We start from the raw sequence: 19,610 nt of genomic DNA on the forward strand, positions 1-19,610 counted from the left end.
TTTCTTATTCTTGATGTGTCAGATTTGAGATGTGCGGGGTTAAGTCGCTGCCGGCGGTTGGGGGATTCGCCGGCAGCGGCTCCCCGTGCTCAGGGGAGCGTGAAGCTCCCGGCCCAGCGCCCGCGTTCACGCGGGGCGAGGAGAGAGGGCGGTTCGCGAAACCGCCCCGACGGGTTTACCGTCTCCTTACCCCGACTGTGAAAGAACGGATGACGCGGCCGGGACCAAGAACGCCGCTGCCGGTGTGTTGGGGGATGCGCCGGCAGCGGCCCCCTTTCTTTGCGGACCAACGCTCAAGAAGGACAACGTGCGCGTACTCGTGGTCGAAGACGAACGGGTCCTGGCCGACACAGTGGCGGTGGGACTGCGGCGCGAGGCGATGGCCGTGGATGTGGTCTACGACGGCGACGCCGCCCTGGAGTACACCGCGGTCAACGACTACGACGTCGTCGTGCTGGACCGGGACCTGCCGGGAACCCACGGCGACGACGTGGCCCGCACCCTGGTCCAGGAGAGCTACAACGGCCGCATCCTGATGCTCACCGCCTCCGACGGCGTCCAGGACAAGGTCGAGGGCCTCACCATCGGCGCCGACGACTACCTGGCCAAGCCCTTCGCCTTCGCCGAGCTCATCGCCCGGGTCCACGCCCTCGGCCGCCGCTCGGCGCCCCCGCTGCCCCCTGTCCTGGAGCGCCACGGCATCACGCTCGACCCGGCCAACCACCGCGTCCACCGCGACGGCCGCGAGGTCACCCTCACGCCCAAGGAGTTCGCCGTCCTCCAGGTGCTCATGCGCGCCCAGGGGACCGTGGTCAGCGCCGAGGGGCTGCTGGAGAAGGCCTGGGACGAGAACGCCGACCCCTTCACCAACGTGGTCCGCGTCACCGTCATGACCCTGCGCAAGAAGCTCGGCGACCCGCCCGTCATCCAGACCGTCCCCGGCGCCGGGTACCGGCTGTGAGACCGGCGGAGCGGCCCGAGCCGGGACAGGTCGAGCCGACCCGCCCCGGCGACACCGGTACGTGGCGGCGCCTGAACACCCTGACGCCCGAGGGCGCGGGAACCGAGCGCTCCGCGGCCGCCGCCCGGGTCCACCACTTCACCGACAACCTCAGCCTGCGCGCGCGGCTCACCCTCATCTACGGGATGCTGTTCTTCGCCGCGGGCTCCGTGCTGGTCCTGGTCAACTACCTGATCGTCGCGGTCCTGCTCAACGCGCTCCTGGTCGAGCAGAGCTTCGCGGAGCTGCGGGCGCACAGGGACCTCATCGAACAGGTGCTCACCCACGTCACCCGGTTCTCGCTGCTCGCGCTGTTCCTGGTGGGCCTGCTCGCGGTCGCCCTGGGCTACGCCGTGGCCGGAAGGGCGCTGTCCCCGCTCCAGAAGATCACCCGCATCGCCCGGCGCCTGTCGGAGCGCTCCCTGCACGAGCGCATCGCCCTGTCCGGGCCCGACGACGAGATCCGCGAGCTCGCCGACACCTTCGACGGCATGCTGGAGCGCCTGGACCGTGCCTTCGACGGCCAGCGCCGCTTCGTCGCCAACGCCTCGCACGAGCTGCGCACGCCGCTGGCGATCAACCGCACCCTGCTGGAGGTGGCGCTCAGCGCCCCCGACGTCTCGGCCGACCTCAAGAGCGTCGGACAGACCCTGCTGGAGACCAACGCCCGCCACGAACGCCTCATCGAGGGCCTGCTCCTGCTCGCCAAGAGCGACCGGGAGCTGGAGGTCCGAGCCAAGGTCGACCTGGGCGAGGTGGCCGGGACGGTGCTCAGCCAGATCAGCGGACCGGTGGCCGACTCCGGTCTGAGCCTGCGCCAGGACCTGCGCCCCGCCACGGTGGTCGGCGATCCCGTCCTGCTGGAGCGGCTCGTGGGCAACCTGGTGGAGAACGCCCTCAAGTACAACGTCGAGGAGGGCGAGATCACCGTGCGCAGCGGGATGTACGAGGGCATGCCCGCCATCCAGGTGGAGAACTCCGGCAAGGTCATCCCCGCCTACGAGATCGAGGGCCTGTTCGAGCCGTTCCGCCGCGGCTCCGGCGACCGGGTGGGCTCGGGCCGCAGCGCGGGGCTGGGCCTGTCCATCGTCCGGTCCGTGGTGCGCGCGCACGAGGGCGCGGTGACCGCGTGGCCGCGCGCAGGGGGAGGACTGGTCATCACCGTCCGCTTCCCCCCGGCTCCGGGAGAGGGCGCGGAGCGGCGCTGAACCCGCCCACCGGGCCAAGCTGCGTTTGGCCGGTCTTCGTGGTATCTATACGTGTCCGATGACACGCTGACCCGTGTCACGGGTGCCGACCCCGGGTGGGTATGCTTCCCCGGGCGTGGACACGGAGGGAATCCCTCCTGACGTGGGCATGTCCTGCTTTTCGTCCGCCCTTGGGGGAGTGTCCCGCGCTTTGTCCGGAGTGGGCGAAAACGGATTTCCCAGGTCTACGAGGCACCCGACGTTGGGTAGTACACAGGGGGGCGACCCCGGCGCAGCCACACGTGGCCGCCTTCGGTCACGAGGCAGTGAAAGTACTGCTGACCTGTGGACAGTGGCCCGGGAGGGGACACGGTCCGCCGACATCGGGAAAACTCATCGGCCGAACCGGGCACAACCAAGGTCTCTCAAGCGTTACACCCGCGCGACGAGGCACTGAACGAGGGGGATGGAGTTAGCAGAGATGGCCACCGACTACGACAGCCCGCGCAAGACTGACGAGGACATCAACGAGGACAGCCTCCAGGAATTGCAGGCGCGGCGTGTGGACAAGGGCACCGGCACGATCGACGTCGACCCCGACGAGGTCGCCGAGGGCATGGAACTGCCCGGTGCCGACCTGTCGGGCGAGGAACTCGCGGTGCGCGTGCTCCCGCGCCAGGCCGACGAGTTCACCTGCTCGCGCTGCTTCCTGGTGCACCACCGCAGCCAGCTCGCCGAGCAGCGCGCCGGTCAGCTGGTCTGCAAGGAGTGCGCCTGATCGGACGGGACGGCCCCTGAACCGTCCCGTCCCGGGCGGCTCCCGTCCGCACGGTCGGACCCCACCGCCGTCCGACGGGAGCGCGTGAGGCCTTGCGGGCTCCCGAGGGGGAGCGCGGTGGAACACGACGGCGGACGGCCGACCACACCCCGGTGCGGTCGGCCGCCCGCCGTCGTCGCCTCTGCGGCGTCAGACGTCCAGCTCGCCGGGGCCCGCGCCGAACATCCTGGCGCGGGCGGCGCGCACGGCCAGCACCCGGGCCACCTCGGTGCCGACACCGGCCACCACGGCCCAGCTCAGCGCCGTGCCGAGGCTGATGTCGGGGGAGTCCACGTCCGTGGGCGGCTCCTCGCCGGTCACGCGGGTCCAGGCAAAGTTCAGGGCCTGGCGCATGACGTACTGCGCGGCGAACCCGGCCGCGAAGCCCACGAGGGCGGGGCCGAAGTCACCGCCGTCCTTCTTAGCCATCGAATCCTTCACCGTTTTCCGTTGGGGTGTACGGAGGATGCGCGGCCGGCGCACACCCTCCCGTGTGTACGGGGAGATCCTTTCACGTCCCTCCACGGGAGTCGGGAGCGAACCCCGCGCCAGCGTGCCAGAGGGTCGCCGGCCCCCGCTGTGACGACCCGAAACCCGGAACGACCACGGCCCGGAGAGCACTACCATTGCCCCATGACCAACGGCTCTCATTCCTTCCGCATGCCCGACAAGCCCTCGCTGGACGGTATCGAGGCGAAGTGGGTCGACGTATGGGATGAGTCCGGCGTCTACCACTTCGACCGCACGGCCGACCGCGCGGACGTCTACTCCATCGACACCCCGCCGCCCACGGTGTCGGGCTCGCTGCACATCGGCCACGTGTTCTCCTACACGCACACCGACACCGTCGCGCGCTTCCAGCGCATGAACGGCAAGGCCGTCTTCTACCCCATGGGCTGGGACGACAACGGCCTGCCCACCGAGCGGCGCGTCCAGAACTACTACGGCGTGCGCTGCGACCCGTCGATCCCCTACGACCCGGACTTCCAGCCGCCCGCCAAGCCCGACCCCAAGCGGCAGGTCCCCGTCTCGCGGCGCAACTTCATCGAGCTGTGCGACCGGCTCACCGCCGAGGACGAGAAGGTCTTCGAGTCCATCTGGCGCCGCCTCGGGCTGAGCGTCGACTGGCGCCACACCTACGCCACCATCGACGACAACTCCCGCTCCGCCGCCCAGCGAGCCTTCCTGCGCAACCTGGCCCGCGGCGAGGCCTACATGTCCGAGGCCCCCACCCTGTGGGACGTCACGTTCCGCACCGCGGTCGCCCAGGCCGAGCTGGAGGACCGCGAGCGCCCCAGCGCCTACCACAAGGTGGCCTTCCACAAGCCCGACGGCGCCCCGGTCCACATCGAGACCACCCGCCCCGAGCTGCTGGCCGCCTGCGTCGCCCTGGTCGCCCACCCCGACGACGAGCGCTACCAGGACCTGTTCGGCACCACCGTGCGCACCCCGGTCTTCGGCGTCGAGGTCCCCGTGCGGGCCCACCGCCTCGCCGACCCCGAGAAGGGGTCCGGCATCGCCATGATCTGCACCTTCGGCGACACCACCGACGTCACCTGGTGGCGCGAGCTCCAGCTGGAGACCCGGCCCATCATCGGCTGGGACGGCCGTGTCATGGCCGACCCGCCCAAGGGGCTGGAGAGCGGCGCGGCCCGCGAGGCCTACGACACGCTCGTGGGCGCCACCGTCCACACCGCGCGCGAGCGCACCGTCGCCCTGCTGCGCGAGAGCGGCGACCTGGTCGGCGAGCCCGCGCCCATCACCCACCCGGTGAAGTTCTACGAGAAGGGCGACAAGCCCCTGGAGATCGTCACCACCCGCCAGTGGTACATCCGCAACGGCGGGCGGGACGAGGACCTGCGCCAGCAGCTCCTGCGGCGCGGACGCGAGCTCACCTGGCACCCCGAGCACATGCGCGCCCGCTACGAGAACTGGGTCGAGGGCCTCAACGGCGACTGGCTGATCAGCCGCCAGCGCTTCTTCGGCGTGCCCTTCCCCGTCTGGTATCCGCTGGACGCCGACGGCAACCCGCGCTACGACGAGCCCATCGTCCCCGCCGAGGACCAGCTGCCCGTCGACCCCAGCTCGCAGGCGCCCGAGGGCTACACCGAGGACCAGCGCGGGCGTGCGGGCGGGTTCATGGGCGACCCCGACGTCATGGACACCTGGGCGACCTCCTCGCTGTCCCCGCAGATCGCCTCCGGCTGGGAGCGCGACCCGGACCTGTACCGGCGGGTGTTCCCCATGGACTACCGGCCCCAGGGCCAGGACATCATCCGCACCTGGCTGTTCTCCACCGTGGTCCGGGCCCACTTCGAGAACGGCACCCTGCCCTGGAGCACCACCGGCATCTCCGGCTGGATCCTGGACCCCGACCGCAAGAAGATGTCCAAGTCCAAGGGCAACGTCGTCACCCCGCTGGCGCTGCTGGAGAAGTACAGCTCCGACGCGGTCCGGTACTGGGCCGCCAGCGGTCGCCTGGGCACCGACACCGCCATGGACGAGGGCCAGATGAAGGTCGGCCGCAGGCTGTCCATCAAGATCCTCAACGCCAGCAAGTTCGTCATGTCCGTGGCCGGTGAGGGCGCCGCCGCCGACCCCGCCCACGTGGTCCAGCCGCTGGACCGGGCGATGCTGGCCGCCCTGGCCGACGTCGTGGAGGACGCCACCGCCGCCTTCCGCGCCTACGACCACACCCGGGCCCTGGAGCGCACCGAGCGCTTCTTCTGGGACTTCTGCGACGACTACCTGGAGCTGGTCAAGACCCGCGCCTACGACACCGAGTCCGCCGAGGGCGCCTCCGCCCGCGCAGCGCTGCTGATCGCCCTGGGTGCCCTGCACAGGCTCTTCGCCCCCTTCGTGCCCTTCGTGGCCGAGGAGGTCTGGAGCTGGTGGCAGGAGGGTTCGGTCCACGCCCAGCGCTGGCCCGACACCGCGGAGTACCGCGCGGCCGCGGACGACGGCGACCCCGCCGTCCTGGCCGCCACCGCCGAGGTGCTGCGTGCCGTGCGCAAGGCCAAGTCCGAGGCCAAGCTGTCCATGAGGGCCGAGGTCGAGCACGTCAGCGTCTCGGGCAAGCGGGTCGACGCCGCCCGCGCCGCCCGCGCAGACATCGCCGCCGCGGGCCGTGCCGCCGGGATCGACTTCCGCACCACCGACGACGCCGAGCTCACCGTCGAGGTGACCCTGCCCGAGACCCCCGCGGAGTAGGGCGGGTCGGCCGGTGTCTGCTTCAGCCCGCGGGTTTCTGGAGGCGCCGGAGGCGGGTTTTCGCGGAAGGACTGCGCCGTAGGCGTCGTTCGAGGATGGCGGCGGGCGACGGGTGGGCACGAGCCGACCCGGTGCAGGCGCCGAAGGTTTCCGCTCCTTGGGCGTCCGAACACGGGGCGAAGCGGAGCGGAGCCCCAAAGAAGAGGCACAGGCGGAGCGGGGGCGGCCACCGGAGGGAATCCGGCAGGGCCGCCCCCGTTCGGCTGTCGGCGGTGCTGGACACCGGTTCATCGCCCGGGGAGCGATAGGCTCGGCCGATGTGAGTACCACATCCCTGGAAGGCGGACGGATCCCTGTCACGGTCCACCGCCTGGACCCCGGCCTCCCCCTGCCCGAGTACGCCCATCCCGGTGACGCGGGCGCGGACCTGTACACCGCCGTCGACGTCACCCTGGACCCCGGGCAGCGGGCCACGGTCCCCACCGGCCTGGCGATCGCCCTGCCCGACGGGTACGCGGCCTTCGTGCACCCGCGTTCGGGCCTCGCGGCGCGCTGCGGGGTCACGCTCGTCAACGCGCCGGGCACGGTCGACGCCGGGTACCGCGGCGAGATCAGGGTGACCCTGATCAACACCGACAGGGACACCCCGGTGAAGCTGACCCGGGGCGACCGGATCGCGCAGCTGGTGGTCCAGCGCGTGGAACGGGCGGTGTTCGTCGAGGCCGACTCCCTTCCGGAGTCGGTGCGGGGAACGGGTGGTTTCGGTTCGACCGGGGGGCACGCCGCACAGCGGTGACGGCGCCCCGAATCCCCGGAGTCATCCGGGACCGACGGAAGCGAAGAGGTGAAGGCGTGTTCGGACGCCGACGCAAGAAGCGGGACGAAGAGACCGAGAGAACGGGGACGGAGGCCGCCCCCAGGCGCGAGGGCGCCGCCGGAGCGGTCTCCTTCGGCAACGAGATCGAGCCGGAGCGCTCCCGGGAACAGCAGCCCAAGGACGCGGACCGCCACCGCTCCTCCGGGCCGTGGGACTCCACCGAGGACGCCCCCGAGGCCAATCGGATGGACCTGGGCAGCATGCGGCTGCCCATGGAGCAGGGCACCGAGATCCAGGTGAACGTCGCCCAGGACACCCAGGGCAAGCAGAAGATCATCGGCGTCACCCTGGTACGCGGAAAGAGCGCCCTACAGGTGCAGCCCTTCGCCGCCCCCAAGTCCTCGGGGCTGTGGGACGAGATGCGCGAGGAGCTGCGCGAGCAGGTCGTCAAGCAGGGCGGCAAGGCCGAGGAGCACGACGGCACCTTCGGCCCCGAGCTCAAGGCCCTCGTTCCGGTCAAGGGCCGCACGACCGAGGACGGCAAGCAGCTCGCCCAGCGGGTGCGCTTCATCGGAGTGGACGGACCGCGCTGGGTGCTGCGCGGCGTGATCCGCGGCGAGGGCGCCTCCAAGCCCGAGGTGATGGCCGAGGTCGAGCACCTCTTCTCCAACATCGTGGTGGTGCGCGGAGACCACCCGGTGCCGCCCAGCGAGCTGCTGCCCATCACCGTGCCCAAGCAGATCCAGGAGAAGATGGCCGAGGCCGCCAAGACGCGCGCCGCCCAGCAAGCGGCCCAGCGCGGCAACGCGGGCCGCTCTCCCAACGGCGCCGCGCCCGGTGCGCAGCCCGGAGGGGCCGGCGGCCAGCCGGGTCAGTCCGGCGGCGCCGCGGGCGCTCCGGGGGAGTAGGTCCCCGGCGGGAACAGGGCCCCGCATCGCCGGGGAGGCGCAGGGCAGGGCGCGCCGTCTTCCGTAGTCTGTGGCACATGACGCAGACGACGGAGAACAGCGCGCCCCGGCCGCTCCCCGAGGACTGGAACCGAGCCCTGGCGGTGGTGGCCCACCCCGACGACCTGGAGTTCGGCAGCTCCTCCGCGATCGCCCGCTGGACCGGTCAGGGCAAGGACGTGGTGGAACTGCTGGTCACCCGGGGCGAGGCGGGCATCGACACCATCGCCCCCGAGGAGTGCGCCCCGCTGCGCATGGCCGAGCAGCGCGCCTCGGCGGCGGCCGTCGGGGTGGCCGCCGTGGAGTTCCTCGACTTCCCCGACGGCACCCTGGAGTACGGGATCCCGCTGCGCGCCGCGCTGGCCGGTGCGATCCGGCGCCACCGCCCCGACGTGATCGTCTCCATCAACTTCCGCGACCACTTCCCGGGCTCGGGCGCCTTCAACCACGCCGACCACCGGGTGCTCGGCCCGGCCCTGCTGGACGCGGTCCGCGACGCCGCCAACCGGTGGGTGTTCCGCGAGCAGCTGGAGGAGGGCCTCCACCCGTGGTCGGGCGTGCGCTTCGTGGCCTTCGGCGCCTCGCCCCTGGCCGCCCACTACGTCGAGCTGGGCGAGGCCGACCTGGCCGCGGGCGTGGCGTCGCTGGACGCCCACGCCCTCTACCTGTCCAACCTGGAGGGGTTCGACCAGAAGTCCTTCCTGCCCCAGGCCGCCGCCCGGGCGGGGGAGTGGGCGGGGGTCCCCCTCGCCACCGCCTTCGAGGTGTTCGAGGTCTGAGGCGCCGCCCGCGAGCGCGGGCGGCGGTGCGGCCCCGGCGGGGTCAGGAGGCGGGGCCCGGGTCCACGGGGTCGGTGACGCGGCCCAGGAACAGGACCGCCCCGCCGCGGCGCAGCGCGAACACGAACGGCCGGTCCACGGTGAACCTCACCGGCTTCGGCGCCACCGCGGCCGCCCGGAGCATCATCACGGCGGTCGCGGCGGCGCCCTCGGCGCCCTTCTCGTCCACCCGCAGCACCGACTGGTGCAGGATCTCGTCGGCCCGCAGCGGCTCCGGGCTGATCCCGTCGAAGCGGGCCGAGTCCGTGGCCAGGTCACGCGCGCCCAGCGCCGCCAGCGGTTCGAGGAGGGAGGTGTCGCTCTCCACCCGGAAGCGCGGCAGGGCCAGGTCCACCTGCTGGGAGGAGCGGCCGCCGTACAGGTCCGCGAGCGCGTCGGCCGTCACCGGTGCGGGGGTGGCGGAGCGCTCGTCGGGCAGCAGCACGTCCAGGGTCAGGCCGTGGTCGCCCTCCAGGCTCACCATGCTCCACCCCTGGGTCCGCGCGTGGGGCAGGCGGGCCGAGCGGTGCATGGTGGGCACCTTCCGCCTCCCCGACGGGGTGTGGAAGGGCTTGTCCAGGGTCCGGGCCGGGTCGAAGGGGTCGGGCCAGGCCAGCTTCACCCACAGTGCGTTGACCAGCAGCAGCCGCACGCCCGGGTGGATGCTGCCCGCCGGGAGCAGCTCCTCGATCAGGCCGCAGGTCACCTCCGCCACCCTGGCGTTGACCCGTGAGCGCACCCCCTCGGAGTCGTGCTCGAAGTCGGCGTGCTCCACCTCGGCGCCGGCGCGCTCGCGCACCCGGGCCGTGAAACCCGGCAGGACCTCCAGGTCGGCGGGCACGTACAGGCCGTTGAGGCTGGCCAGGTCGAGCCCGGGTTCGGCGGCCACGGCCGCGTCCAGCTCCTCCAGCTGGCCCCGCACGTCCGCGCCCAGCAGCGCCTCCAGTTCGGTCAGGGTGCGCTCCCGGGCGCCGGTGGCCAGCAGCGCCAGCACCGTGCCCACCGAGTGGGGAGACCACACGTGCGACTCTCCGGGCCGGGTCAGCACCCGGTCCAGGGCGGCGGCGAACTCCAGGTGGTCCCGGCGCGGGGACGTGCTCGTCTGCATGGGCTCCTGCTCGCTCTCGGCTCCGGTGTCCGCTCGCCAGCGTACGGAAGGCGTTCCCCGGCCGCCAGGGTGCGCCGCCGGGTGAGAAGCCGCACGCGACAAGCCCGGACCCAAGGGGACAAAGGCGGGCGGAGCGCGTTCGCGTGACCACCGCGCGTACCCCGCGACCGGTCGCACGTCACATAGGCTTGGGCCATCATGGCGTGCGGAACCGCGTTGGACGCCCCGCGCGGCGACGACCGAACACCGATCCGACCGGGAGCAGGATGACTGAGCACCAGCGGGCCACCGAGGGGGCCGCCCCGGCCGCCGGGGCGGACGACAGGGCAGAGGCGCCCGCGGCGGACAACCCGGACCCCGGGGACGCCCCCGCCCCGGAGCGGGACGACGGCGAGGGCGCCACGGCGGTGGACCGCCCGGCGGTCACCGAGGACACGGTCGAGGCGCTCGTGCGCTCACAGCTGTCCAAGGCGCTGGGCGGCAAGCGCGGCATGGTCGAGGCTGCGGTGCCCACCCTGACCTTCACCGTCTCCTACATCGTGAGCTCGGAGCTGCAGCTGTCGATCGTCCTGGGAGTGGTCGCGGCCCTGCTCCTGGGCGCGGTCCGGCTCGTGCAGCGCTCCTCGGTGCAGTACGTGCTCACCAGCCTGTTCGGCATCGGCATCGCCGCGGTCTTCGCCATGCGCAGCGGCAACGCCGCCGACGCCTTCCTGCCGGGCATCGTCTACAACGCCGTCTACGCCGTGGTGCTGAGCCTGTCGGTGCTGGTGCGCTGGCCCGCGATCGGGCTGATGATCGGCCCGTTCATCGGCGACAAGGAGGACTTCACCTCCTGGCGCGCCAACCCGGCCGTGGTCACCCTGGCCTCACGCCTGACCTGGCTGCTGGTCCTGCCCTGCGTGATCCGCGTGCTCGTGCAGTACCCGCTGTGGATGGCCGACACCTACGGCTGGGCCGACACCTTCGCCCTCCTGGGCTTCTCCAAGGTCGCCATGGGCTGGCCCCTCCAGGTCGCGGCGTTCGCGGCCATGGTCTGGGTACTGGCCCGGGGCCGCACCCCGTTGGAGGAGCGGGAGCGCTCGGCCCGGGACGAGGCGGGCGACTAGCGGCGGTCCGGTCGGAAGCGTTGCCGGTGTGATGCGTGAGGCCCTGACCTGCAATGATCTTGTACTTATGGCCGATGTCGGCGCTCGAACCTCGCTACAGGCACAAGATCACGGCGAAGGGGGTTAGTCGGCGTCGTCCGCCGAGCCCAGCAGGGACTCCAGGGCGCCCAGGACCTCGGGTTCGGCCAGGAACACCACGGTGTCGCCCACCGACAGGGTCCGGTCGGGGTCCGGCGGGCGCACCCCGCCGGGGCCCACGACCGCCACCAGCGCCACGCCCTCGGGCAGCGACTCCGCCAGAGCCCCTTCCGGTCCGCCCGCGAACGGGCTCCTGGCGTGCAGCACCGACTCGGCGATCTCGGCGCCCGGCAGCGGCGGCAGGGAGTCCTCCCCGTCCGGGTCCTCCTCGGGGACCCCCTCGACCAGGTCGGCGATCAGCCGCGGCGGGGAGACCGCCAGGTCCACGCCCCAGGACTCGGTGAACAGCCACTCGTTGTCGGGGTCGTTGATACGGGCGATCACCCGGCCCACCCCGAACTCGGTCTTGGCCAGCAGGGACACCACCAGGTTGACCTTGTCGTCGCTGCTGGCGGCGACGACCACGTCGAAGCCCTCCAGGCGTGCGTCCTCCAGAGTGGCCAGTTCGCAGGCGTCGGCCAGCAGCCACTCCACCTGGGGCAGGTCGTCCACGCCGATGGCGCGGGTGTCCCGGTCGATCAGCAGCACGTCGTGGCCGCTGCCCGCCAGCTCCGTGGCGATGGAGCGCCCCACGCTCCCGGCTCCCGCGATGGCGATCCGCATCTCACCCACGCCCCGTCTCGTCGTCCAGCCGCAGCCCGTCCAGGTCGCGGCCGCGGGCGACCACGTGCAGGACGTCGCCCTCCTCCAGGAGGTCACCGGACCCGGCCAGGAGGATCCGGCCCTCACGCGTCAGGTAGACCACCCGTACCGGCGCCCGCTCCTCCAGGTCGGCGACGCGGCGCCCGGCCCACCCCCGCGGCAGGTTCAGCTCGTTCATGGCCAGGGTCCCGGACGCGTCCTGCCACTCCGGCCCGGTGGTGAGCCGCCCGTCGCCCGGCACCATCCGGCGCAGGACCGCGTCGGCCGTCCAGCGCACCGTCGCCACCGTGGGGATGCCCAGCCGCTGGTAGACCTCGGCCCGGCGGGGGTCGTAGATCCGCGCGACCACGTTGTCGACGCCGAACGCCTCGCGGGCCACCCGCGCCGAGATGATGTTGGAGTTGTCCCCGTTGCTGACCGCGGCGAAGGCCCCCGCGCGGTCGATCCCGGCGGCGAGCAGGACCTCCCGGTCGTGGCCCGGGCCGCGGACCGCGTGCTTGGCCACGGAGCCGCGCAGACGCCGGAACGCCTCGGGGTCCTGGTCGATCACCGCCACCGTGTGCCCCAGGTCCACCAGGGTGTGCGCGAGAGTGGACCCCACCCGACCGCACCCCATGATCACGATGTGCACCTCGCCCGCACTCCCGTCGAGATAGCCGCCGCGCACGCCGTGGTTCCGCGTGCGCACAGTGACACCTTGGCACAGATGCGGCCGACACGCTCGGTCGCCCCGGCCGTCCACAGGCCCGACCAGGGGGTGGGTTCCGGCAGGTAGATTGGGAACGGTTGGTGGCTGTGCGCGCAGGGTCACCCGTCACGTGACCCGACCATCTTTTGAGGACGACCGCCATGAACCGTGTGGGACAGGATTTCGAGCTGACCGTGGACGACGTCGCGCACGGGGGCTGGTGCGTGGGACGCCACGACGACCAGGTGGTCTTCGTGCGCCACGCCCTGCCCGGCGAGCGGGTCCGCGTCCGCGTCACCGAGCAGACCTCCCGCTTCCTGCGCGGCGACGCCGTCGAGGTCCTCCAGGCCTCCCCCGACCGCGTCCAGGCCCCCTGCCCCGCCGCCGGGCCGGGCAAGTGCGGAGGCTGCGACTGGCAGCACGCCGCACCGGAGGCGCAGCGGGCCCTCAAGGGCAAGGTCGTCGCCGACCAGCTGCGGCGCATCGCCGGGATCGACCGCGAGGTCGCGGTGGAGGAGCTGCCCGGCACCCCCGACGGCCTGGGCTGGCGCACCCGCGTGCGCTTCGCCGTGGACTCCGGCGGCCGCGCCGGCCTGCGCCGCCACCGCTCCCACGACATCGAGCCCGTCGAGCGCTGCCTCATCGCCCACCCCGGCGTGACCGAACTCGGTGTGACCGATGTCAAGTGGGAGGGCGTCCGTGACGTGGAGGCGGTCGCCTCGGCCGCCTGCGCCGACCGCGCCGTCGTCGTCACACCGACCGGGGCCAAGCTGGACGATCTGCCCGAACTGGGCACCTCCAGCGCGGTGCTGCGACGGTTCAAGGGCGGCCGCGTCCAGCAGGTGCGCGGACGCAGGGGCGTGCGCGAGAACGCGAACGGCCGTGAGTACCGCGTCAGCGCGGGCGGGTTCTGGCAGGTGCACCCGGCGGCCGCCGAGGTGCTCACCGCCGCCGTGCTGGACGCCCTGGAGCCCAAGCCCGGTGAGACCGCCCTGGACCTGTACTGCGGGGCGGGGCTGTTCACCGGCGCGCTGGCCGCCGCCGTGGGTCCCGAGGGCCGCGCCATGGGCGTGGAGAGCGGGGCCGAGGCCGTGCGCGACGCCCGGTACAACCTCAAGGACATGGAGCAGGTCCGCGTCGAGCAGGGCGACGTCGCCGCCCAGCTGCGCGAGTGGGCGGACGTGCGCGCCGACGTGGTCGTGCTGGACCCGCCCCGGGCCGGTGCGGGCGCCGAGGTGGTGCGCTCCCTGACCGGGACGCGTCCTCGCAGGGTGGCCTACGTCTCGTGCGACCCCGCCACGCTCGCCCGCGACCTGGCCTCGTTCGAGCGGGCCGAGTACCGCCTGGTGGACCTTCGCGCGTTCGACGCCTTCCCGATGACCCACCACGTGGAGTGCCTGGCGGTGCTGGAGCCGGTCCGTCCGGCCCGCCGTCACCAGGAGCGCTGACCGCGGCCTCCGCGGCCTGGCGGGGCCGTACGACCCCGCCGGGCCGCTCCGCGTGGGGCGCCGAACTGCCTGGTGCGGGGCCGGGCCCGGCCCCGCACCGATGACGCTATCCGCGCCCGGGGCGCCTGGCGGGTGCCCGCAGGACCGCCAGGCCCAGGGCGAGCACGGCCAGCCCCGCCCACGACACGGCGGGCAGGCGCTCGCCGACCACCACCACGCCCAGCAGCGCGGCCACGGCGGGTTCGGCCAGGGTCAGGGTGGTGGCCACCGAGGCGGGGGTGTTGCGCAGCCCCTGTCCGAACAGCCGGTAGGCCAGGAACACGGTGAACACCGCCAGGTGCAGGGTCACCAGGGCGCCCTCGACCGTGGCCAGCCAGGCCGTTCCGGTGGCCAGGACCACGGGCAGCACGGCGATCCCGCCGCCGGCGAACATCGTGCCCATCACGGCGTTCGAGGAGTGGCCGCGCTGGATCAGCCGCTCGGCGATGAGCGCGTAGGCGGAGTAGGACAGTCCGGCGAGCAGGGCCAGCAGCACCCCCGCGGGGTCGGCCGCGGACTGTGCTCCGGTCAGTTCGGAGCCCAGCACGAGCACGGCGCAGCCCAGTACCGCGGCCAGGGTCGCCGCGGTCCAGCGCGCCGTGGGCCTGGCCTGCCCGGTCAGCCAGGCCAGGAGCCCGGCGAAGACCGGGGCGCTGCCCAGGGTGATCACCGTGGCGACGGCGACGCCCGTCTGGGCCACCGCGGGATAGAAGGCCAGCGGGTACCCGGCCACGGCCAGGGCGCCCAGGGCGAGCGACCAGCGGGTGGTCCGGTCGCCCCGGCGCACCAGGGCCAGGGAGCCGCGCCCGGTGAGGAACAGCAGCAGGCCGCCCAGGACCAGTCCGGCGGAGCCGATGGCCGCAGCCGGGGCGCTCTCCGGGGCGAAGGAGCTGGCGGTGCCGGTGGTGCCCCACAGCACGGCCGCGGCCAGGATCGGCAGCGGACCCCGGGTCAGGGCGGTGGTGGAGGGGGCGGGGGCGGGTGTCCGGGAGCCGGACACGGAACGGGAACGTTCTGACACGGTCGTGGAGTCCTTCGTCGTCGCGTCTTGCGAGTGGTCGCGGAACGCGGGCGCACGACGAGGGCCGACCCGGTGGCGGCCACCGGGACGTGTCGGCCGGGCTCTTCAGGAAGAGGTGGTGGTGCGCCCGGTCAGGCGCGCAGAGGGGGGAGCACGACGTGCCAGTACGGGTTCTTCATGCCTTCCATCCTACGACCGGATGTGTGTGCTGGTCGCGCGCGGGCCCCGATACGGCGGAGGCGTGTGCGGGATCGGGGCCCCGCCCGGGTGGCGAAGGCGTCCCATGAACGCGGGGTGGCGCGCGATTGCGGGCTGCGCAAGCACGCCTACCGGCAGTTGCGTGAGGCCGGGGCGGGCGCGCAAGCGGCACAGCACGTGGTCACGCAGGTGTGCGACGCCTACCGCAACCGCTCCTCCTCGGTGTAGCCGTCGCTGAGGACGACCGGGTCGAAGCGTTCGCGGGGTTGTCAGCCGTTGGATCGGAAGGCCATTCCAACGCGCACGAGGGCACAGGAGTGATCCTCTGCTGCTGTCGGAAAGCGGTGTGTGGTGTGTGCGCCCACCCCCGCGCATGATGCGACGAGGAAGACCCACCCGACAAGTCCGCTGACGGGCCATAGGCGTTTCGATAACCCGGCCTCGGCTCAGCCGCACACGGGCTGCGCCCTCCACCCCGGGCCCTCCTCGTAGGTGTGGTACTCGTGCTCGGGGTACAGCCGCTCCCAGTCCCCGGACCCGGCGGGTGCGGTGGAGGTCTCCCGCAGCGGCGCGTCCAGCAGCCGCGCCAGCTCCAGGCTGGTCGTGCGCGGGTCGGTCAGCCTCTCCCAGTTCCGCGCCAGGACCCGGCTCACCCGCTCCTCCGGCAGGTCGGCCAGGGCCAGGGAGAGCTCCAGGTCCACCGGGGAGGGCCGGTAGGCGTACAGGTTCGCGGCCAGCGTGTCCAGCGTGTCGTAGCGGGACATGCCCTCCACGCCGGCGGCCAGCCACGCCGCCAGCAGCACGCGCGCCTGGCCGGTGCCCAGGCAGCCGGTCTCGTGGTGGTCGGGCAGGCCCAGGACCACCCGGGCCGCGCTGCCCACCAGCTCGGTCCGCCAGTAGTGCTCCCCGCCCCCCGTGTACGCGTGGACCACCACGTCCCGGTCCCGGGGGACGTCCAGCTCCCGCTGGTAGGAGTAGCTCTCCTGCCACACCACGGGCATGCGCTCGCGCGGGACCTCGGGCAGCAGGTCCATGGCCGGCCCCAGTGCGCCGTGCCAGCGCTCCACCCACGGTTCGAAGCCGGGCAGGGGACAGTAGGTGACGCCCTCCCTGGTCTGGCAGGAGGGCCCCTGCGCGCCGTGGACCCGGCTGTCGGGGATGGGGGAGTACAGCGGCTGGGTCAGGCGGCCGTGGGCGACGGTGCCCACGGTGGCGGCCAGCAGCACGGCGGCCGCGCCCAGGCATGCCGCCCTGTGGGCACGGCGGCCCCGCGCGGCCGCGGCCAGGACGGCCAGGAGGGCCACGACCAGCACCGAGTAGACCAGGTAGACGGCGGCCACGTCGGTGACGGAGGGGGCGCGCACGTTGAAGGGGTGCAGGGCGACGCGGGCCGCCCACTCCACCCGCAGCACGGCGCTCGACAGGCCGCTGTCCGCCGTCGAGACGCCGTACAGCCAGTAGGCGGGCAGGGCCAGCAGGGTCACGACCAGCGGCAGGTAGGAGCGCGTCCACGCCACCAGGGCGATGGACAGCAGCGGGCCCGCGGCCGCCAGCAGGAGGGGCGCTGGATAGGCGTACGGGCTCAGTGTGCCCAGCAGGGGAGGGGACAGCCAGCGGTCCACCCCGGCCCACAGCACGACCAGCGCCGTGCTGACCAGTGAGGACGCCGCCATCAGCGCCAGCAGCCGTCCCGTCCGGCCCAGCGGGGAGACCAGGCGGGGGGAGTAGCGGGCCTCGCGCATGGCGGGGAAGGCGACCACGGCGAACAGCATCGCGCCCACGGCCGACGCGGCGGAGTTGGCGTTGTCGTACCAGCCCTCCAGGGTGGCCGTCCGGCCAGCCCAGTCCGGGGCCGCGAGCACGTACAGGCCCACGAGGACGCCCGGGGCCAGGACCGGGTTGCGGGCCAGGCGGAGCGCGTTGAACCAGGTCAGGCGGGCGAACGTGGCCGTGCTCCGGGCGGCGTGCCTTCGTGCGGCGCGCCGGCCCGGGGCCGCGGCCTCCTCCCCGGCGGGTGTCCCCTCCTCCGGGGCGGCGCCGGCCGTGTGCCGGGTGAGGCTCACCGCTCCCCCTGTTCCACGCCGGTGAGCAGCAGGTAGGCGTCCTCCAGGCTGGGCTCGACCGGCTCCAGGCCGTCCGCGGGGCCGGGCGCGGCGCCGTCCGCGGGGGTGAGTACCCGGTAGCGCCCGTCGGCCAGGCGCCAGGCGGTGTACTCCCGACCGGGGTGGCCGTCGCGCTCCCACACGTGCCCGCGCGCCCGGTCCACCAGCGTGCGGGGGGTCCCGTCGAAGACCACCCGGCCCCTGTCCAGGCACACCACGCGCTGGCACAGGGCGGCCACGTCCTCGATCTGGTGGGTGGACAGCACCACGGTGCTGCGCACGGCCAGCTCCGAGACCAGGCCGCGGAACCGGATGCGCTGCTCGGGGTCCAGGCCGATGGTCGGCTCGTCCAGCAGCAGCACCCGGGGGTCGCCGAGCAGGGCCGAGGCCAGGCCCAGCCGCTGGCGCATACCGCCGGACAGGCGGCGGACCCGGCTGTGGCGGCGGTCGTGGAGACCGACCCGTTCCAGGACCCGGCGCACCTCGTCGTGGCGGGCGCGGCGTCCGCCCAGCTCCTTGAGCACCGCCATGTAGTCCAGCAGGCCGAACGCGGTGAAGTACGGGTAGAACTCGGGGTTCTGCGGCAGGTAGCCCAGGTGGCGGCGGATCTCGGTGCGCTCGGCGGCCCGAGCGGGGTCGTGTCCGAGCACGCGCAGTTCGCCGTCGTCGGCCTCCAGGTCGGTGGCCAGGCAGCGCAGCAGGGTGGTCTTGCCCGCGCCGTTGCGCCCCAGCAGCCCGGCCACGCCGGGGCCAAGGTCCAGGTCGATCCCGGCCAGGGCGGTGCGGGTGCCGTAGCGGTGCCCCAGCCCGCGGACGCTGACGGCGGCTTGTGCGGTCGTCGCGCTCACGCCGTCCTCACCCGCAGCAGGAGCGCGCCGAGCAGGGCGGTGAGCGCGCCCGCCCACCACATCTGGGCCTGGGGCGCGAGCAGATGCAGGGGCGTGGCGTCCTCGGAGGTGGTCAGGACGCCCAGGGCGGTCAGCCACAGCAGCCCCACCGCGGCGCTGGCCGCGCCCAGGTGCATCCAGCGGCTGAGCACGAGGGACCCGGCGACCAGGGTGAGGGCGGGCAGCAGCCAGAACACCGCCTTCCACGGGGTGTGGGCGTGGGGCAGCAGCAGCGCCGCCGACATGCACAGGGTCAGCGCGGGCACCAGCACCGCGCAGGTGCGCAGGAACAGCAGCCGCTGGCCCGCCAGCGGCGTGACCGAGGTCAGGGAGTGGGCCGGGTCCACCCCGCGCCCGTAGGCCAGGGCCACCCCGGCCAGGGGCACCACCGGGGCGGTGAAGGTGAACATCAGCGAACCGTGCGGCAGGTGGTGGGCGGCCAGCAGGGCGGCCGTCAGCACCACGACCGTGGCCAGCAGCCAGGCCCGGTACAGGGAGGGGGTGGCGGCCAGCAGCTTGGCGGTGCCCTCGCCCAGCCCCAGCGAGGACAGCAGGGACTCGACGGGCCCGCGCCGGGGGCGGTCCACGACGTCGCGCAGGTCCTCCCAGCTCCGGGCCAGCCAGGGCTCGTCGGCGGGCAGCAGGCCGCGGCAGGGCGCGCAGTGGGTGATGTGGGCCTCCACGGACATGGCGGTGACGTCGTCGGAGCGGTGGTGGGCGTACTCGTGTGCCTGGGCAGGGGTCAGGTGCCAGCTCATGTCAGTGCCTCCCGTAGTCGCGCCTTGGCGCGCATGACCCGTGTCTTGACGGTTCCCTCCGGGATCTGGAGGATCTGCGCGGCCTCCCGGACGGTGAGTCCGTCGAGCACGGTGGCCTGGATGGCCGAGCGCAGTTCTGGCGAGAGGGAGTGCAGGGCGGCGCCCAACGGGCCGTGCTCGATGTTGAGCAGCACGGTGTCCTCGGCGGAGGCGTCGCCGATGGTCTCGTAGGGTTCGGTGTCGCTGTCGGCTATCCAGCGGTTGGCGCGTTTGCGCAGCTGGGAGATGAGCTGGCGGATCGCGATGGTCCACAGCCAGGCCCCGGCGTCGGTGTCGCCCGGGCGGGGGGTGAAGGAGCCCGCGCTCCTCCACACGGCCAGGAAGGTCTCCTGGAGGGCGGCGTCGAGCTGGTCGGGGTCCGAGCACCGGTAGCGCAGCCGGGCCCGCAGCCAGGTGGCGTGCCGGCGGTGCAGGAACTCCAGCGCACGGGTCTCGCCCGCGGCGACGGCGGCCAGCAGCACCGGGTCGGTGCTGTCCGGGTCGTAGGAGGGCGCGCGGCGGCGCGCGCGGCGGAGCAGCTTCACGTGGAGGTCTATCGCGGGAGGCGCGTGTTTCGGTT

19 protein-coding genes are annotated in these 19,610 nt (G+C 73.3%); 10 read left to right on the top strand and 9 right to left on the bottom strand.

The window, feature by feature from the left end; all coding sequences use genetic code 11:
• Positions 1 to 307 precede the first annotated feature (307 nt).
• From HGB44_RS21160 to HGB44_RS21170, 3 genes are all read left to right on the top strand, one after another.
• On the top strand, positions 308 to 961 hold the full coding sequence (locus tag HGB44_RS21160; protein ID WP_061082611.1) for a response regulator transcription factor: 654 nt from the start codon (positions 308 to 310) through the stop codon (positions 959 to 961).
• The gene (locus tag HGB44_RS21165) at positions 958 to 2,208 is read left to right on the top strand and encodes a sensor histidine kinase (RefSeq protein ID WP_061082612.1); all 1,251 of its coding nucleotides are present in this window, start codon (positions 958 to 960) and stop codon (positions 2,206 to 2,208) included. Before HGB44_RS21160 ends, HGB44_RS21165 begins: the two co-directional genes overlap by 4 nt.
• A 460-nt stretch (positions 2,209 to 2,668) precedes the next feature.
• A complete protein-coding gene (locus tag HGB44_RS21170) occupies positions 2,669 to 2,965 on the top strand; it encodes a DUF4193 domain-containing protein (protein WP_013153901.1) in 297 nt (98 codons plus the stop codon).
• Positions 2,966 to 3,154: 189 nt separating this feature from the next.
• Here HGB44_RS21170 and HGB44_RS21175 read toward each other — a convergent pair whose 3' ends face one another.
• Positions 3,155 to 3,433 (bottom strand): DUF4235 domain-containing protein, encoded by a 279-nt coding sequence (locus tag HGB44_RS21175; RefSeq protein ID WP_061082613.1) that lies wholly within the window; start codon positions 3,431 to 3,433, stop codon positions 3,155 to 3,157.
• A gap of 204 nt (positions 3,434 to 3,637) precedes the next feature.
• On the opposite strand from HGB44_RS21175, the gene valS reads away from it, so the two are divergent.
• The 4 genes from valS to HGB44_RS21195 all read left to right on the top strand — a co-directional run bounded on the left by valS (position 3,638) and on the right by HGB44_RS21195 (position 8,757).
• Entirely contained in the window at positions 3,638 to 6,214 is a 2,577-nt protein-coding gene (valS, locus tag HGB44_RS21180; protein ID WP_061082614.1) for a valine--tRNA ligase, read from the top strand.
• Positions 6,215 to 6,533: 319 nt separating this feature from the next.
• Positions 6,534 to 7,010 carry a dUTP diphosphatase gene (gene dut, locus HGB44_RS21185; protein WP_061082615.1) on the top strand — a complete coding sequence of 159 codons (477 nt, stop codon included), beginning with the start codon at positions 6,534 to 6,536 and terminating at the stop codon, positions 7,008 to 7,010.
• 56 nt (positions 7,011 to 7,066) lie between these two features.
• Positions 7,067 to 7,939: a DUF3710 domain-containing protein gene (locus tag HGB44_RS21190; RefSeq protein ID WP_061082616.1), complete on the top strand. Its 873-nt coding sequence runs from the start codon at positions 7,067 to 7,069 to the stop codon at positions 7,937 to 7,939.
• A gap of 77 nt (positions 7,940 to 8,016) precedes the next feature.
• Positions 8,017 to 8,757, top strand: coding sequence for a PIG-L deacetylase family protein (locus HGB44_RS21195; RefSeq protein WP_061082617.1), 741 nt, complete (start codon positions 8,017 to 8,019; stop codon positions 8,755 to 8,757).
• 43 nt (positions 8,758 to 8,800) lie between these two features.
• On the opposite strand, the gene HGB44_RS21200 is transcribed toward HGB44_RS21195, so the two are convergent.
• Positions 8,801 to 9,904: a serpin family protein gene (locus HGB44_RS21200; RefSeq protein WP_061082618.1), complete on the bottom strand. Its 1,104-nt coding sequence runs from the start codon at positions 9,902 to 9,904 to the stop codon at positions 8,801 to 8,803.
• A gap of 266 nt (positions 9,905 to 10,170) precedes the next feature.
• Between HGB44_RS21200 and HGB44_RS21205 the strand changes: the two genes are divergently transcribed.
• Positions 10,171 to 11,010, top strand: coding sequence for a DUF3159 domain-containing protein (locus tag HGB44_RS21205; RefSeq protein WP_061082619.1), 840 nt, complete (start codon positions 10,171 to 10,173; stop codon positions 11,008 to 11,010).
• Positions 11,011 to 11,133: 123 nt separating this feature from the next.
• Here HGB44_RS21205 and HGB44_RS21210 read toward each other — a convergent pair whose 3' ends face one another.
• Complete coding sequence (locus HGB44_RS21210; protein ID WP_061082620.1) at positions 11,134 to 11,820, bottom strand: potassium channel family protein; 687 nt, start codon at positions 11,818 to 11,820, stop codon at positions 11,134 to 11,136.
• The gene (locus tag HGB44_RS21215; RefSeq protein ID WP_061082626.1) at positions 11,813 to 12,481 is read right to left on the bottom strand and encodes a potassium channel family protein; all 669 of its coding nucleotides are present in this window, start codon (positions 12,479 to 12,481) and stop codon (positions 11,813 to 11,815) included. Before HGB44_RS21215 ends, HGB44_RS21210 begins: the two co-directional genes overlap by 8 nt.
• 218 nt (positions 12,482 to 12,699) lie before the next feature.
• On the opposite strand from HGB44_RS21215, the gene HGB44_RS21220 reads away from it, so the two are divergent.
• Positions 12,700 to 13,986: a class I SAM-dependent RNA methyltransferase gene (locus HGB44_RS21220; protein WP_061082621.1), complete on the top strand. Its 1,287-nt coding sequence runs from the start codon at positions 12,700 to 12,702 to the stop codon at positions 13,984 to 13,986.
• Positions 13,987 to 14,092: 106 nt separating this feature from the next.
• On the opposite strand, the gene HGB44_RS21225 is transcribed toward HGB44_RS21220, so the two are convergent.
• Positions 14,093 to 15,025 (bottom strand): DMT family transporter, encoded by a 933-nt coding sequence (locus HGB44_RS21225; protein ID WP_061082622.1) that lies wholly within the window; start codon positions 15,023 to 15,025, stop codon positions 14,093 to 14,095.
• A gap of 315 nt (positions 15,026 to 15,340) precedes the next feature.
• On the opposite strand from HGB44_RS21225, the gene HGB44_RS32515 reads away from it, so the two are divergent.
• On the top strand, positions 15,341 to 15,472 hold the full coding sequence (locus HGB44_RS32515; RefSeq protein ID WP_267909107.1) for a hypothetical protein: 132 nt from the start codon (positions 15,341 to 15,343) through the stop codon (positions 15,470 to 15,472).
• Positions 15,473 to 15,690: 218 nt separating this feature from the next.
• Here HGB44_RS32515 and HGB44_RS21230 read toward each other — a convergent pair whose 3' ends face one another.
• The 4 genes from HGB44_RS21230 to HGB44_RS21245 are packed head-to-tail and all read right to left on the bottom strand — an operon-like array spanning position 15,691 to position 19,575.
• On the bottom strand, positions 15,691 to 17,307 hold the full coding sequence (locus HGB44_RS21230; protein ID WP_061082623.1) for a hypothetical protein: 1,617 nt from the start codon (positions 17,305 to 17,307) through the stop codon (positions 15,691 to 15,693).
• Positions 17,304 to 18,194, bottom strand: coding sequence for an ATP-binding cassette domain-containing protein (locus HGB44_RS21235; RefSeq protein WP_168444093.1), 891 nt, complete (start codon positions 18,192 to 18,194; stop codon positions 17,304 to 17,306). The genes HGB44_RS21230 and HGB44_RS21235 overlap by 4 nt, the downstream gene beginning before the upstream one ends.
• A complete protein-coding gene (locus HGB44_RS21240) occupies positions 18,191 to 18,991 on the bottom strand; it encodes a hypothetical protein (protein ID WP_061083628.1) in 801 nt (266 codons plus the stop codon). Before HGB44_RS21240 ends, HGB44_RS21235 begins: the two co-directional genes overlap by 4 nt.
• Positions 18,988 to 19,575: an RNA polymerase sigma factor gene (locus tag HGB44_RS21245; RefSeq protein WP_061083627.1), complete on the bottom strand. Its 588-nt coding sequence runs from the start codon at positions 19,573 to 19,575 to the stop codon at positions 18,988 to 18,990. Before HGB44_RS21245 ends, HGB44_RS21240 begins: the two co-directional genes overlap by 4 nt.
• Positions 19,576 to 19,610 lie beyond the last annotated feature (35 nt).

Origin of the sequence: Nocardiopsis alborubida (assembly GCF_012396365.1) — a bacterium.
Taxonomy (GTDB): Bacteria; Actinomycetota; Actinomycetes; order Streptosporangiales; family Streptosporangiaceae; genus Nocardiopsis; species Nocardiopsis alborubida.

What these genes read in the sequence shown, in the direction of transcription:
- HGB44_RS21170 (WP_013153901.1), top strand. Translation starts at nt 2,669, where the DNA reads ATGGCCACCGACTACGACAGCCCGCGCAAGACTGACGAGGACATCAAC.
- HGB44_RS21175 (WP_061082613.1), bottom strand. Translation starts at nt 3,433, where the DNA reads ATGGCTAAGAAGGACGGCGGTGACTTCGGCCCCGCCCTCGTGGGCTTC.
- valS (WP_061082614.1), top strand. Translation starts at nt 3,638, where the DNA reads ATGACCAACGGCTCTCATTCCTTCCGCATGCCCGACAAGCCCTCGCTG.
- HGB44_RS21195 (WP_061082617.1), top strand. Translation starts at nt 8,017, where the DNA reads ATGACGCAGACGACGGAGAACAGCGCGCCCCGGCCGCTCCCCGAGGAC.
- HGB44_RS21200 (WP_061082618.1), bottom strand. Translation starts at nt 9,904, where the DNA reads ATGCAGACGAGCACGTCCCCGCGCCGGGACCACCTGGAGTTCGCCGCC.
- HGB44_RS21205 (WP_061082619.1), top strand. Translation starts at nt 10,171, where the DNA reads ATGACTGAGCACCAGCGGGCCACCGAGGGGGCCGCCCCGGCCGCCGGG.
- HGB44_RS21220 (WP_061082621.1), top strand. Translation starts at nt 12,700, where the DNA reads ATGAACCGTGTGGGACAGGATTTCGAGCTGACCGTGGACGACGTCGCG.
- HGB44_RS21240 (WP_061083628.1), bottom strand. Translation starts at nt 18,991, where the DNA reads ATGAGCTGGCACCTGACCCCTGCCCAGGCACACGAGTACGCCCACCAC.